Origin of the sequence: Pantoea sp. AG702, assembly GCF_003182295.1 — a bacterium.
Taxonomy (GTDB): domain Bacteria; phylum Pseudomonadota; class Gammaproteobacteria; order Enterobacterales; family Enterobacteriaceae; genus Pantoea; species Pantoea ananatis.
The window spans coordinates 1,229,382-1,243,991 of sequence record NZ_QGTU01000001.1; the positions used below are offsets into that span (position 1 = coordinate 1,229,382).

A 14,610-nucleotide genomic window follows, 5' to 3' on the forward strand; every position below is an offset into this window, starting at 1 on the left:
CGGAACCAGGAGAAATTATGTCCCGATTCAACGAGCAACAACTCTACATCAATGGTACCTACGTTGCCGCCACCTCTGGAGAAACCTTCCAGAGCATCAATCCGGTCAACGGTGAGGTTCTGGCTGATGTTCAGATCGCCGGACGCGAGGATGTCGATCGTGCCGTCGCCGCTGCCAGAAAAGGACAAAAGATCTGGGCAGCGATGACCGCAATGGAACGTTCACGCATTCTGCGTCGTGCGGTTGATATCCTGCGCGAGCGCAATGATGAGCTGGCTGAGCTGGAAATGCTTGATACCGGTAAGCCGTTCAGTGAAACCTCCAGCGTGGACATCGTGACCGGTGCCGACGTACTGGAATATTACGCTGGGCTGATCCCTGCGCTGGAAGGCCAGCAAATTCCACTGCGTGATACCTCGTTTGTTTATACCCGCCGCGAACCGCTGGGCGTTGTTGCGGGCATCGGTGCCTGGAACTATCCGATCCAGATCGCGCTGTGGAAGTCAGCGCCTGCTCTGGCCGCCGGCAACGCCATGATCTTCAAGCCCAGTGAAGTCACGCCACTTACGGCCCTGAAACTGGCTGAAATCTACACGGAAGCGGGCGTGCCGGATGGCGTGTTCAACGTGCTGCCGGGAACCGGCGCGGTGACCGGCCAGCTGCTGACCGAACATCCCGGCATTGATAAAGTCTCGTTCACCGGCGGCGTCGTCAGTGGTAAGAAGGTAATGGCGAACGCGGCCGGTTCTACGCTGAAAGACGTTACGATGGAGCTGGGCGGTAAGTCACCGCTGATCATCTTTGATGATGCCGATCTCGATCTCGCCGCGGATATCGCCATGATGGCTAACTTTTACAGTTCAGGCCAGGTATGTACTAACGGCACGCGCGTGTTTATTCCCGCCGGGCTGCAGTCGGCGTTTGAAGCCAAAATTCTTGAGCGCGTTGCGCGCATCAAAGCGGGCGACCTGCGCGATCCTGAGACTAACTTTGGTCCGTTGGTCAGCTTTAGCCACCGCGACAACGTCATGCGCTTTATCGCCTCTGGCGTTGAAGAAGGCGCACGTCTGCTGTGTGGCGGAAAACGCTTAACGGGCGAAGGCTTTGATCAGGGCGCCTGGGTTGAACCCACCGTATTCAGCGACTGCCGTGACGAGATGAAGATTGTCCGTGAGGAAATCTTTGGTCCTGTGATGTCAATTCTGAGCTACACCTCTGAAGACGAAGTGATACGTCGGGCCAATGACACCGAATTCGGTCTGGCTGCCGGCCTGGTCACGCAAGACCTTAACCGCGCGCACCGCGTGATCCATCAGATTGAAGCCGGTATTTGCTGGATTAACACCTGGGGTGAATCTGCCGCCGAAATGCCGGTTGGTGGCTATAAGCACTCTGGCGTGGGACGTGAAAACGGCCTGATGACGCTGCAAAATTACACCCAGGTGAAGTCGGTTCAGGTAGAACTGACGCGTTTTCAGTCTGTATTTTAATCCCCCTACCTGAGGAGCGACGAATGGAATTTGATTACATTATCATTGGAGCCGGATCCGCAGGGAATGTCCTGGCTACCCGACTGACCGAAGACAGCAATGTGAATGTCTTACTGCTGGAAGCGGGCGGCCCCGACTATCGTTTTGATTTCCGAACCCAGATGCCTGCGGCACTGGCTTACCCTTTACAGGGAAAACGTTATAACTGGGCCTACGAAACGGAACCTGAGCCTTACATGAACAACCGCAGGATGGAGTGTGGCCGAGGCAAAGGCCTGGGCGGTTCATCACTGATCAACGGCATGTGTTACATCCGCGGTAACGCCATGGATCTGGACAACTGGGCGACCATGCCCGGTCTGGAAAACTGGAGCTACCTGGACTGTCTGCCCTACTACCGTAAATCAGAAACCCGTGATACGGGCGCCAACGATTACCACGGCGGAGAGGGTCCGGTCAGCGTGACCACGCCGAAGAAAGGCAATAACGTTCTGTTTGAGGCGATGATTCAGGCAGGCGTTCAGGCCGGCTATCCGCGTACCGATGACCTTAACGGCTATCAGCAGGAAGGCTTTGGTCCAATGGACCGCTTTGTCACGCCTGAAGGTCGTCGTTCAAGCACCGCGCGCGGTTATCTGGACAGGGCGAAAAATCGTGCCAACCTGAAAATCGTTACGCATGCCACGACCGATCGCATTTTGTTTGAAGGCAAGCGTGCAATAGGTGTCGAGTACCTGATCGGCGACAGCAATACGCTGCATACGGTTCACGCCCGCCGCGAAGTCTTGCTGTGTGCAGGGGCCATTGCCTCCCCTCAGATCCTGCAGCGTTCCGGCGTGGGTTCAGCCGAGTTGCTGAACCAGTTCGATATTCCGGTGGTACATGACCTGCCAGGCGTGGGTGAAAATCTGCAGGATCACCTGGAAATGTACCTGCAGTACGAGTGCAAAGAGCCGGTCTCGCTCTATCCGGCGTTGAAATGGTGGAACCAGCCTAAGATTGGCGCGGAATGGCTGTTTAACGGCACCGGCGTCGGGGCAAGCAACCAGTTTGAGGCAGGCGGATTTATTCGCAGCCGCGAAGAGTTTAGCTGGCCGAATATTCAGTACCATTTTCTGCCGGTCGCGATTAACTATAACGGGTCAAATGCGGTAGATGCGCACGGTTTCCAGTGTCATGTTGGCTCTATGCGGTCGCCGAGCCGGGGTCATGTGCGCCTGAAATCGCGCGATCCACGTCGCCATCCTGCGATCCTGTTCAACTATATGTCACATGAGCAGGACTGGCACGAATTCCGCGATGCCATCCGCATTACGCGTGAGATCATTAATCAGCCGGCCCTGGATAAATACCGCGGACGTGAAATCAGTCCGGGCATTGAATGCCAGACCGATGAAGAACTGGATGAGTTTGTCCGTAATCACGGCGAAACGGCCTATCATCCCTGCGGCACCTGTAAAATGGGCAATGACGAGATGTCGGTCGTTGACGGTGAAGGCCGCGTTCACGGACTCCAGGGATTACGCGTTGTCGATGCCTCAATTATGCCGCTGATCATTACCGGTAACCTGAATGCGACCACCATTATGATCGGTGAAAAAATTGCCGACTGCATTCGTGGACTTGATGCTCTGCCACGCAGCACGGCTGACTACTATGTGGCGGGCGAAGCGCCCGTTCGTACGGAACCCGCGCGCCCAGCGTAAGGTTTTCTACGACATCAAAGCCGGACTGCTGTCCGGCTTTTTTTTGCCGAAACGCAACCGTGCCTAAACCCCAGCAATATTGACCTGATATTTGTCAAAAACCCGAACAAACAGGCTGTGCCTGGGGCGGTTTTAATGATATAACGCTACTGTGTTCATTACCGGAGGCTTTCCCCGTCCACTGAAGAGAAGCAACAACGTGGATGCATTGTTTAATTATGAGCAGGATGTTCATTACTCTTTTTACCCCCCTTTTTACCCTCGCACCTGTCAGCGTTAACGCCGTCGATCAGCACTGGCGCAGCGCCCTTTAGTCCCCTTTCTGCCAGCCAACTTCTTTTCTGCCGTTGTGTTACGCATCACGGTAAATCATGACGTCGATTGATGGAGAAAACCCATGCGCGCCTGGGGATTATTAGTACTCGCTATTGTTACGGAAATTATAGGTACCCTGACCATGAAATGGTCCAGCCTGAATCAGAGTCAGCTGGGTTATGTGGTCATGCTGGGGATGATTGCCTGTTCTTATTTTTTTTTGAGTTTCGCCATCAAGCGCATTGCGCTGGGTGTGGCTTACGCGCTCTGGGAGGGCATTGGCATTCTGCTGATCACCTTATTTAGCGTGCAGCTTTTTGATGAAACCCTGTCGTTAATGAAAATCTGCGGTTTGATCACGCTGATGACGGGCATTCTGCTCATTAAAGTCGGCAGCGGTGAGGTGAAGGAGGCAGAACATGATCCTGCCTGATGTGATCCATTTTGCCTGGCTGGCACTGGCGGTCCTGCTGGAGATAGCCGCAAATATTTTGCTTAAGTACAGCAACGGCTTTAAAAAAATCCTCCCGGGAATGCTGTCTCTGGCCTGCGTGCTGCTGGCGTTTAGCGCGCTGTCTCAGGCGGTTAAAGGCATCGATCTGTCGGTTGCTTACGCCCTGTGGGGCGGCTTTGGTATCGTCGCGACCGTGGCAGCAGGATGGATACTGTTTGGTCAGCGGCTCAACCTCAAGGGCTGGGTGGGGCTTGTGCTGTTATTGCTGGGCATGATCATTCTGAAACTGGCCTGATAACAGGGGGACGCTGACGTCCCCTTTTTCATCTTTATCCCTGGATTCGCAAAAACATGCCCGCACGTTCTGGCAGCAATGCCGGTTCGAAACCATAACGGGCATAAAAACCCGGCGAGCCATGACTGGCAATCAAACTGATGTAGGCGGAGGGCGGCGCATGGCGCGCTATCCAGGCCATTAACGCCGTCATAATACGATCGCCCACCCCCTTTTTATGATGTTGTGGCAGCACAGCAATATCGGTAATGACAAAAAAGCAGCCTCCGTCGCCAATCACTCTTCCCATGCCAACCGGCGCGTCCTGATGGCAAACCACCACGCTGTACAAACCGTTTCTTAACCCCGTCTTTGCGGCCTGTTCCGTTTTGTCACTTAATCCTGCGCTCACTCTGATGTGGCGATAGGTTTCTACAGACGGTATTTCTTCCCGAATGATATAGTCCACGTTACTGACCCCCTGGTAATATAAATATCCAACCCTTCTCGGTTTGATTGATATTAATGGTGAAAAAACGCGAGATATAACGATGATTTCTGCGCCAAACGGTGAGTTAAACTCACCTGTAGCAGGCAACCGCCTGCCCTCGTTAATGGCGCTGCGCTGTTTTGAAGCGGCGGCGCGTTTCGAAAGTTTTGCCCGTGCAGCAGACGAACTGCATCTTACGCCCGGTGCTGTCAGCCGGGCGGTGCGCGTACTTGAAGAGGATTTAGGTGTTGCGCTGTTTGCGCGTCGTAACCGGAAAGTCTGTCTGACAGAAGCAGGCGAACAGCTGGCTGACGCGGTCAGTCACGGCTTCGCCATGATCTCCCGCAGCGTAAACCGCTTACGCGCGGGAACGCGCCAGCGCGTGCTGTCATGTGAGCCCACGTTATTAATGCGCTGGCTGATTCCACGCTGGGGCGATTTTGAGGCGCGCTTCGGTAAAAATGAAATCCATCTGGTCGCGGCCAGTGGCGCATTCTCGTTTGATCAGGGGATTGATTTTGCGCTGCGCCGCAATGATTTTACTCACGTATCGCCCTGCCATATCGAACACTTGTTCAGGGAAAAGGTGGGACCGGTCTGCCGCCCCGATCGCGTCACGGTCTGGTTCGACAGCGAGCGTCCGGGTTTGAATCCGGACGCGCCTTTACTGCTCTCCAGAAGCCGCCCGGAGGCGTGGCAGGTCTGGGCGACGGCGATGCAGATACCGGCTCCCGTTAACGTGCAGCAGTGTTTCGAACATTTTTATTTTAGCCTGCAGGCGGCGGTAGCCGGGATCGGCGTAGCCATTGGACCCTGGCCGCTCGTTAAAGATGATATTCAAAGCGGCATACTGGCCGCACCAATGGGGTTTGTGGAAGATGGCTCAGAGTATTGCCTGTTCTCGCCTGAGGTCGCAAAGGCAGGAACGCTTGAGCGCGACCTCACAGACTGGCTGCACGAAATCAGTGGAACAGCGTAATCGTCGCTCGCGTTGTCGCCTCGCGCCTGGCCGGGGCTTAGCTGTATTGCACCAGCATCTGCAATGCCTCATCAAACTGCCCTTTCGCTTCGGCCTCGCGAAAGTAGCGCACGCGTTCCACACAGACTTCGGTGGGCGTTGTGCCGCTGTGCAATAACGTCATAACCTCATCGGCGAAGGCATCAAGCGGCATGCTGTCAGGATCCTGAGACTGCCCGGGCGCTAACTCGGTTTGCACCTGTGGCGGGATAATCTCAATCACCTCAACCTTCCCTTTTAACAGCGGCCGAAGGGCTGCGGTATAGGAGTGAAGTGCCGCTTTAGTGGCGCTGTAGGTCGGCGAAGCAGGGAAAGGGACAAATGCCAGCCCGGACGACACGTTAATAATAGCCGCAGCGGGCTGAGCACTCAGGTGATCGATTAGCGCATCAGTGAGCCTGACGGGCGCAATAAAATTGGTTTCGGTCATTCTCACAACATCGCTCAGGTCGCGGCGTGAAGTGATGTCCTCAGGGCTAAAGACGCCAGCATTGTTGACTAAAACATTCAGGTGCGGATACGTCTGGAGCAGCAGAGGAATGGCGTGACTGACGTCATCCGCATCGGTGACATCTAAAACCCAGGTCGCTATGCCTTCTCGTCCGGCCGCCGCTTCGTCCAGCGCGTCCTGACGACGTCCGGTAATAATCACCTTGTTCCCGGCGTCATGCCAGCGATGCGCCAGTGCGCGCCCAATGCCCGTTCCCCCACCGGTGATCAACAATGTATTGCCGTGCTTATTCATCTTGCGTGCTCCCGTTTGAACCGCCATAAATAATCAGCGAGCGCATTATCTCGCCGATTAATTATTAACCACAGCGTCAGAATCCTCTCACTTTTTTCTCAACGGGTGGACTTAACCACCACGTTAGGGCTTAGTTACCGCCTTAGTGCAAGTATAACTAACTGATTAACGGGGTTTTACCATGTCTGCGACACGAGGTTGGTCCACGGAACTGGAGGGGTTACGCGGCATCGCTTCTCTTTGGGTACTGCTGGGACACATAAGTCTGCTTATCCATTGCCATATTACCTTGATCTCCTCACCCGGCATTGGCGTGGATCTCTTTATCCTGCTTTCGGGCTATCTGATGGCAAAAAACTATGTGGAACGCCAGCACAAGGAGCCCTGGCAACGCGCGGAAACCATTAAAAAATTCTGGTTACGCCGTTTTTTCCGCATTGCCCCGCTTTATTATCTGCTGCTGGCGGTTGCCCTGATCTATGGCCCCTGGTTTGGTGAGATGCGCGATACCATTGCCCAGTTTTATTCCGGGACCGCAACAGAATCCTCACGCTATGCGGATCAGTCGTTCATGAACGTGCTGACGCATCTGTCATTCCTGTTTGGCGTGCTGCCCGCCTATGGATTCAATACCACGCTGCCCGACTGGAGCATTGGGCTGGAAATGCAGTTCTATCTGCTGTTTCCGTTTATGATGCTGGCGGTGATGCGCTTCGGTTACGCGACCGCCCTGCTGAGCATGATGGCGCTGAGTTGCGCAGGCCGTTATCTGCTGCCCGACTACTATGAAGCCTTTGAAATGCCGTCAATGATTCTGATTAAACTGAATATGTTTATTTCAGGCATGCTGCTGGCTGAAGCGGTACGCCGTAAATCCCTGCTGTACGTGCTGTTTGCCCTTGCCGGACCGGCCGTAAGCGTGCTGATTGGGCTGGGTGCCATTAAGCTGCAGGTGATGCTGGAAGCCTTTATGATTATCGGTATGGCGGCCGTGCTCTGGCAGTATCAGGAAAGCAGCCTGATGGCAAAACTGATCCGCATTCCGCGTAAGGTGTTAAACAACCGTCTGAGTACATGGCTGGGCGATGTGTCGTTTTCGGTCTACTTGCTGCATCTGCTGATCGTGATCCCGGCCATTGCGCTGTTGCTCAATCAAACGGACATTGAGTATCAAAATGATCTGACGCGTTTTTTGATTGTTTGTGCCGTATCGATTCCGGTGACCTACGCGCTGGCATCATTACTGTTTAACTGTGTGGAAAAACCGGGAATAAAACTGGGCAAGAAGTTTCTGGCACCCAGGCCTGCACGCTGATGAAAAAATGGCTCGCACTGGCGAGCCATCTTTTTACTTCACAATGCTTTACCCACGTCGTGCTGCCTCTCCCTCACATGCTCATCCGGTGATTCCGGCGTATCTGCGATGCTGCTGTACGTCTTTAATCCCGCATAATGGGCGGGATCGGCCCTGCTGTGCGTCAGACTTTGCGCCGTTGCGCCGAATGAAATGATCAAAAACAACCAGGCCACTGCTAACGGTTTCCTCATTGTGCTTTCCCATGCTGTGAATGGAGTCGCTATAGTGAAGAAACTGGCGTAATGAACTGTCTGATAAACTTAAAATTCATGTCAAGATTGTTACCCCCGATCACATATTTATCGGACGTATACGCGCTGTGTTCGTCGCACAGGCACACCTTACCCAACGCCGTCACTTCAGAGTTTGATCTGTTGGGTAGCGTGACGGGATCACTGATGAGCAACAGAGTGGCGAGCGCAGATCCAGGCCCGCTACGAGGTCATGTCTGCCCTTCGCTGCCCGTCGATCCGGGTTAGTGGCAACCACCATTTAAATTTATGATTTAATAAAAAATTCCCCCTCAACCTGACTCAATACATCAACCTATTGCATATTTTTCGGCCATTACCTTACGATATTCAAGACATAACAAAAATATCGTCATTTATTGATTAAGATCATTTTTTAAATTCAAAATAATAATATTAACGATACTTATGTAAATTTTGGCCTTTTTGTTAATCATTTTCCTGACGCGTGCCGATAGAGAACAAAACAGCAATCCATCGGGAACATATCCATGAAAATCTCCACTCGTCTTGCAACCGGTTTCGGTTTGTTAATTTTGCTTTCCATTATCTGCACCTCTGTCTCACTTAACTCGCTGCATAACGCTAAAACCGGAATGGATGAGGTCGTGAATGTCAAAATGCGGAAGTACCAGTTGATTCTTGATATGCGCGGCGAACTCAGGGATTTGGCGATAGCCGTGCGAAATCTGGCCTTGTTGAGCGACGTTAAGGAAATGCAGCCTGAATGGGAGCGTCTTGAAGCGCAAAAAAAACTGTTCGCGGAAAACCGTGAAACGCTCGAGGTGATCATGCAGAGCCAGTCCACGGCTGAAGAACAGGCTGCCTTAAACCACATTAAAGAACTGGAAGGCACGGTGATGAGCGCTTTCGAAGCTGCCGGGCAACTGGGGCTGAAGAATGAGCGAGATGAAGCGACGCGTTATCTCATGGAGACCTTGCGCCCCTTGCAACGCAATATGCTGGATGCGCTAAACAAAACCACAGACATTCTCATGCATAACAGCCGCAACGCGGTGGAAGTTAACAGCGTGGCAACCAGCCGGGCGTCCTTGACGCTGGTGTTTTTATCCGTGCTTTCCGTGCTGTTCTCCATCGCCACCGGCTATGTCATCACCCGGGTGTTAATGCGCCAGTTGGGCGGTGAGCCTGCCCAGGCCCAGGAACTGGCGGCCGCGATTGCCTCGGGCGATTTGACCGCCAGCGTCACGCTCCGCCGTAATGATTCCACCAGCCTGCTGGCTTCACTGGATGGTATGCAGGCTAAACTGCGTGCTCTGGTGTCAGAGATCAAACAGACCTCGGGTAACGTTGCGCTGGCAGCGGAAGAGATCGCCCAGGGGAACACGGAGCTGTCCTCCCGGACCGAACAGCAGGCCGCCGCCCTGCAGGAAACCGCAGCCAGCATGGAACAGCTCACCGCCACGGTGAAAAGTAACGCCGCCGGTGCGCAAAGCACTGCGTCAACTGCCCGTGAGACCGCCGTGCTGGCGCGCAGTGGCGAAAGCGACGTACACCGGATGTCGGAAACCATGAACGACATTTCGCTGAGCGCGTCTAAAATTCGCGATATCACCGGCGTTATTGAGGGCATCGCCTTCCAGACCAATATCCTGGCCCTCAATGCCGCGGTAGAGGCCGCGCGTGCTGGCGAACAGGGCCGGGGTTTTGCCGTTGTCGCAGGTGAAGTCCGCACCCTGGCCCAGCGCAGCGCGACCGCAGCAAAAGAGATTAAGTCGCTGATTGAGCAAGCGGTTGAACAGGTTGGCAGCGGCGTCAAAGTCGCCAACGGTACAGGTGAAAGCATCCTCAAAATCGTCAGCATGGTCGGCGACCTGGCCAGCGCGATGGATGAGATCTCACTGGCCTCCTCCGAACAAATGCAGGGCATTTCTCAGGTGAGCGTCGCCGTCAGCCAGATGGACAGCGTCACCCAGAACAACGCGGCGCTGGTTGAAGAGTCATCCTCTGCTTCTCAGTCCCTTTCTGAACAGGCCCACGCATTACGCGGCATGGTAGAAGCGTTCCGGGTATAAGCCTGTCAGCACACGGCAGAAAGGCGTCGTCGCGCCGATCAGAACGCTGCCAACGCGTGACGGGGGCTGGGCCAGAACAGTGCGGCCTGGCCCCATCCCGCCTCATCGCGTCCGTCTGACTGCCAGACTTCGCCATCGTAGATAATGAAGCTTTTGCCCTGCTTATCGACACGCGGTCCGCTGTAGCCGGTGGCAATGCCATCGCGTCTGACAATATCCAGCAGGCGCTGTCGTGCTTCCCTGTCGAAAGGCCCGGCACTGAGTCGTGACGGCAGTTGCCGTATCTCTTCCGCACTGTATTTGAAGCAGTTCAGAGCACAACGATTGGCATAGACAAACACGGGATCGGCTGCGGTACTGTGGGCAAGAATGCTGTACGGTGCCTGTTCATGCAGCCACTGATAACGGTCATCGATATCATGAGGACAGTAAAGCCCATGTCCGGTGAGCGATCGGTAGCGTTCATCAATACGCTTCAGTAAGGTCAGTGGGGGTACAGTCGACACGATCATCTCCTTTGCAAGCGGCAGGATACGAGGAGCTAATGTGGCGGGATGCGCGCTGAAAATCAAGCACGCGCAACGGTGGAGAGGCATGACGCGGCAGTGCAGTCCCGGCACGCCGAGCTCAGGACTGCACTGCCGCGCAATGCACACTGGAATATTGACGACTCTCTCGCGCGATCCACAGGGTTATCCCTCACGGCATTCGATTCTCCTGGTTGGCCCTGTCTGCGAAGACAGCCAGCCTGAACGCGAACCCAGGCTGGCTGACGGGCGCTCTAGCTCAACGGCGGCCAGAAGGCTTTATTTGCCTCGATAAGATCGTCGAGAATCGCTTTTGCAACGGCGGCACTTGGTACCGTTTTAGATAAGGTAATGGCCTGCCATAACTTATGCCGGGAGCGCTGTTCCCATGCCTCCACCACGAGCTTTTCGACCGCAACCTGCTGACTCATTAACCCCTTCTGGAAAGTCGGAATGTCGCCAACCTGAAGGGGTTCCGCACCGTTGCGCCCCACCAGACAGGGAATTTCCACCATAGCGTCCGCATCAAAGTTGGGGATAGCGCCCTGATTAGGCACAATGAGCAGCATACGCTCCTGGGTATTGAAGGCGATCGCGGTCGCCAGATCGACAATATAGGAAGCATGTTCGTCTATTTCCAACTCTCCGGCGGATGAATGCCCGGCATCGGTGATTGCCCTGCAGGCGCTGAACACCTGCTTTTCACGATGCTCCATGACCTCATTAGCGCGGGTGCGTTCAGGGTTGGAATGCGCGACCACATAATCTGGGAACAAATAATATTTCAGATAGGTATTGGGCAACGTCTGGGGATCCAGCGCTTGCACATCGCGCGCCTTCAGGAAAGTATCCTTCCAGCTGGACTCCACTGATGACGATCCAGAGGGCGGAACATAGCCGTACTTTGCCACGTACTCACGCAGCTGTGGCATTAAATCATTCCCCTTCAAATCTTCAACAGCGGTCCACCAGCCAAAATGATTGAGCCCGTAGTAGCGCACCCGCATTTGCTTGCGGTCTTGCAGACCGACAATTTTTGCCATCCGACTTTCAATACCAATCGGCATGTCACAAATATTCAGGATTTTAGCCTCAGGTCGCAGGCGTCGCGTTGCCTCAGCCACGATGGCGGCCGGGTTGGAATAATTCAGCATCCAGGCGTCGGGTGAGTACTGTTGCATATAATCGACAAGCTCAAGGACACCGCCGATTGAGCGCATGCCATAGGCAATACCACCCGGCCCACAGGTTTCCTGGCCCAGAACACCATGACGCAAGGGGATTTTTTCATCTTGCTCACGCATGGGATATTTACCCACCCGAATATGCGCCATGACAAAATCGACGTCACTGAATGCTTCCTGCGGATCGGTGGTATAGCTGAACACAATGTCAGGTGCCTGTTCCTGCAAGATAATCTTACAGGCCCGGGCAATGGTTTCCTGACGGGCCGCGTCATTGTCGTAAAACTTCAGCTGGCGTAAAGGAAAGCGGTGCCGGTTCGCCAGGAGCATTAGCACAATACCCGGCGTAAAGGTGCTACCGCCGCGAAGGAAATTAAAACCTTGATTGAACAGGCCGTGCAGCAGGTTGAAACCGGCGTAACCGTCGCGAGTGGAACCGGTCAAAGTATCTTGAAAATCGTTAACATGGTGGGTGAACTGGCAACGGCTATGGATGAGATCTCGCTGGCCTCTTCCGAACAGATGCAGGGGATTTCTCAGGTGAGTGTCGCCGTGGGCCAGATGGACAGCGTTACTCAGAACAACGCCGCACTGGTTGAGGAATCATCGTCCGCTTCACAATCCCTTTCTGAGCAGGCACACGCGCTGCGCGGTATGGTAGAAGCGTTCCGGGTGTAAACGCCCTTTCGCACAGGAGGGAGAAACGCGATCGCGCCGGTTTCGTTTCTGCCATCCTGTTGCGTGAGCCGGGCCAGTAGCGTGCGGCCAGGTGAACACCATCCCCGCTGTCTGGGCCGTCATGGTGAGCGTTGAAAGGCAAAAAAAGACCGAACACGATTCCTGTATTCGGTCCAGGGAAATGGCTCTCAAGGAGCCGTGCGCTAAAAGTTGGCATTAATAGAGGCTTTCGCCTTGCTTCTAAAGCGTAGGACAACGCGCCAGATTTTCCAGCCAGCGCCGCGGCTCAGACCATAAACCCGACAGGTTTGTGACCCGTAAGACAAATTTGCGCACTCTTGCCTGCATCGTCTTATTTTGTGCACAGCGCCTGTGCACGATCCACGACAGGTTGCAGACTCATCATCCGATCCGGATGCGCTTTATCCGGCGCCTGAATCACGCTGATGGGCTGTGCCTTCACCCGCTTAGCATTGACCTGAGCCTCCGCCTTCTCATTAAGCGGGTACTGCATCAGCGTGCTGGGATTGATGGCAAACAGCGATCCATCTTTCTCACAGGTCAGCATCACCTCTTCACGATTAAACGGCCACTTGTCTTTACCAATTTCGAAACGGCTGACGGTGATGATTTGTGCCGCTGCTGCCTGACCAGCCAGCGTTAATAACAGCAGTGTGGGGATCGCTTTCTTCAGCAACATAACTTACCTTTATGGGGTTTTCATCATTCAGGTTGGTGACAACGTAGCAAACACGCTGACCAACCCCACTACGCCGCATGCCAGCACAATTTCCAGCTGGGTCATGCGAATAAACAGTCGTTGTGCGGCAAGGCCCGCAATGTGAAAGCGCGGCACCAGCCAGTAACGATTCCAGAGCGCAATCAGCACCATTAGCATGACCAGCCCTGCTTTGCACAACAACAGTACAACATAATCGTTGAGATGCCAGTTTGCTGGCGCCCCGGCAATCAGCAGGCTGTTAACGACACCGGTAATTATCGTTAAGGCGACGGCAACGTGACCATAACGGGAAAAACGCATCATGGTGCGGATTGCGGCTGTCCGGTATTCGATGTTACGCGCCATGCGCATCAACACCAACACAGGCACTAACCCGCCCGCCCAAAAGGCGGCGGAGAGAAGATGTAAGGCCTGGTTACTTTGTTGCAGGAGCCCGGCGATACCCTCGCGCATGGCGGCATGGCCCGTTAGCGCCAGGCAGCCTGTCTGTAGCAGGCCAATTAACAGCCAAACCTGCTGACGGAGGCGGTCACGCATGACAATCGCAGCCACGCTACACAGCGAAAAGAGGAGCTGCCATTGCCATACGGCCCCCCAGCGGGTTGTGAATACCGCCAGCCACACAGCCGTCTCTGACAAATTGTGCCAGTCACCACTCATCAACACATTTTGTGTGGCCAGCATCGCCAGTGCCGACAGCAGGGCCAGCCATGTACTCCACTTCATTAGCGGAAATAATCGCGCGGCCAGCGAGGTTCGAAAGGCAACCGGTGCCAGCAACCTGCTGTAAAAGGCACTGCCAACCAACAACATTAATGCCGTGAAATGCAGTGCGCGCAGCACCAGCCACAACAGGGTCACGGTTTTATTTCACGCTGAAGGTATAGCTTCCGTGCGTTTTGTGCCCGTCAACGGACAGCACGTGCCAGTTAACCTGATAAGCGCCCTGCGCCAGCGGCTGGGCAAAATCAACCCGCAGGCGGTCGTGCTGCTTGCCATCCAGCCGGGCCTTTTCACCCACGGCTTTATGCTGTGCATTCATGACGTCAACGCCACTGAATGCGGCTTCAACGTCTTCGGTGAAGCTCAGCGTAATGTGTTGCGGCGCAGGCGTTACCGCCGCGTTGGCTGCCGGCACCGACGACGCTAAGTGGGCGTGCGCCAGTGCAAGCTGACTAAACATCATTGTGCCGGTGGCGATCAGAGCCAGCACCCCACGTGAAATCGCGGTTTTTTTCATCTCTTCATCCTGTTAACGGCGGCAAAGGCCACGAACGTGGCGCAAGAATACGCCGCTGAAATTTAACTGTCGAGGCCAGCAATGCTATCCTGTCCCTTGCGCC

14 protein-coding genes and 1 pseudogene are annotated in these 14,610 nt (G+C 54.5%); 8 read left to right on the top strand and 7 right to left on the bottom strand.

Features of this window, described 5'->3' with window-relative positions; all coding sequences use genetic code 11:
• The first annotated feature begins 17 nt into the window (after positions 1-17).
• From betB to mdtI, 4 genes are all read left to right on the top strand, one after another.
• Positions 18-1,490 carry a betaine-aldehyde dehydrogenase gene (gene betB, locus DFO57_RS05870; protein ID WP_013026044.1) on the top strand — a complete coding sequence of 491 codons (1,473 nt, stop codon included), beginning with the start codon at positions 18-20 and terminating at the stop codon, positions 1,488-1,490.
• Positions 1,491-1,513: 23 nt separating this feature from the next.
• A complete protein-coding gene (betA, locus tag DFO57_RS05875) occupies positions 1,514-3,196 on the top strand; it encodes a choline dehydrogenase (protein ID WP_013026045.1) in 1,683 nt (560 codons plus the stop codon).
• A gap of 397 nt (positions 3,197-3,593) precedes the next feature.
• Positions 3,594-3,944, top strand: a complete 351-nt coding sequence (gene mdtJ, locus DFO57_RS05880; protein ID WP_014593863.1) for a multidrug/spermidine efflux SMR transporter subunit MdtJ — start codon at positions 3,594-3,596, stop codon at positions 3,942-3,944.
• Positions 3,931-4,260: a multidrug/spermidine efflux SMR transporter subunit MdtI gene (gene mdtI, locus DFO57_RS05885; protein ID WP_013026047.1), complete on the top strand. Its 330-nt coding sequence runs from the start codon at positions 3,931-3,933 to the stop codon at positions 4,258-4,260. Before mdtJ ends, mdtI begins: the two co-directional genes overlap by 14 nt.
• A gap of 34 nt (positions 4,261-4,294) precedes the next feature.
• Here mdtI and DFO57_RS05890 read toward each other — a convergent pair whose 3' ends face one another.
• The gene (locus DFO57_RS05890) at positions 4,295-4,708 is read right to left on the bottom strand and encodes a GNAT family N-acetyltransferase (protein ID WP_013026048.1); all 414 of its coding nucleotides are present in this window, start codon (positions 4,706-4,708) and stop codon (positions 4,295-4,297) included.
• 82 nt (positions 4,709-4,790) lie between these two features.
• Here DFO57_RS05890 and DFO57_RS05895 point away from each other — a divergent pair, with 82 nt between their 5' ends.
• Positions 4,791-5,708, top strand: coding sequence for a LysR family transcriptional regulator (locus tag DFO57_RS05895; protein WP_028715234.1), 918 nt, complete (start codon positions 4,791-4,793; stop codon positions 5,706-5,708).
• 37 nt (positions 5,709-5,745) lie between these two features.
• On the opposite strand, the gene DFO57_RS05900 is transcribed toward DFO57_RS05895, so the two are convergent.
• Positions 5,746-6,492, bottom strand: a complete 747-nt coding sequence (locus tag DFO57_RS05900; protein WP_014605689.1) for an SDR family oxidoreductase — start codon at positions 6,490-6,492, stop codon at positions 5,746-5,748.
• A 181-nt stretch (positions 6,493-6,673) separates the two neighbouring features.
• Here DFO57_RS05900 and DFO57_RS05905 point away from each other — a divergent pair, with 181 nt between their 5' ends.
• On the top strand, positions 6,674-7,807 hold the full coding sequence (locus DFO57_RS05905; protein WP_014605688.1) for an acyltransferase: 1,134 nt from the start codon (positions 6,674-6,676) through the stop codon (positions 7,805-7,807).
• Between the two features lie 784 nt (positions 7,808-8,591).
• Complete coding sequence (locus DFO57_RS05915) at positions 8,592-10,136, top strand: methyl-accepting chemotaxis protein (RefSeq protein WP_015700182.1); 1,545 nt, start codon at positions 8,592-8,594, stop codon at positions 10,134-10,136.
• A 38-nt stretch (positions 10,137-10,174) separates the two neighbouring features.
• Here DFO57_RS05915 and DFO57_RS05920 read toward each other — a convergent pair whose 3' ends face one another.
• Complete coding sequence (locus tag DFO57_RS05920; protein WP_029568844.1) at positions 10,175-10,648, bottom strand: MEKHLA domain-containing protein; 474 nt, start codon at positions 10,646-10,648, stop codon at positions 10,175-10,177.
• 269 nt (positions 10,649-10,917) lie between these two features.
• A complete protein-coding gene (locus DFO57_RS05925; protein WP_072136861.1) occupies positions 10,918-12,240 on the bottom strand; it encodes a 6-phospho-alpha-glucosidase in 1,323 nt (440 codons plus the stop codon).
• Here DFO57_RS05925 and DFO57_RS05930 point away from each other — a divergent pair.
• Positions 12,193-12,525: pseudogene (locus DFO57_RS05930) on the top strand (methyl-accepting chemotaxis protein); the annotation flags it as partial. The gene DFO57_RS05925 and the pseudogene DFO57_RS05930 overlap by 48 nt on opposite strands.
• A gap of 352 nt (positions 12,526-12,877) precedes the next feature.
• On the opposite strand, the gene DFO57_RS05935 reads toward DFO57_RS05930, so the two are convergent.
• From DFO57_RS05935 to copC, 3 genes are read right to left on the bottom strand one after another with little or no spacing between them, the layout of a single operon-like run.
• The gene (locus tag DFO57_RS05935) at positions 12,878-13,225 is read right to left on the bottom strand and encodes a YebY family protein (protein ID WP_014593872.1); all 348 of its coding nucleotides are present in this window, start codon (positions 13,223-13,225) and stop codon (positions 12,878-12,880) included.
• Positions 13,226-13,252: 27 nt separating this feature from the next.
• Positions 13,253-14,128 (bottom strand): copper homeostasis membrane protein CopD, encoded by an 876-nt coding sequence (gene copD / locus DFO57_RS05940; RefSeq protein ID WP_110015169.1) that lies wholly within the window; start codon positions 14,126-14,128, stop codon positions 13,253-13,255.
• 4 nt (positions 14,129-14,132) lie between these two features.
• Entirely contained in the window at positions 14,133-14,507 is a 375-nt protein-coding gene (copC, locus tag DFO57_RS05945) for a copper homeostasis periplasmic binding protein CopC (RefSeq protein ID WP_089517303.1), read from the bottom strand.
• Positions 14,508-14,610: the final 103 nt, after the last annotated feature.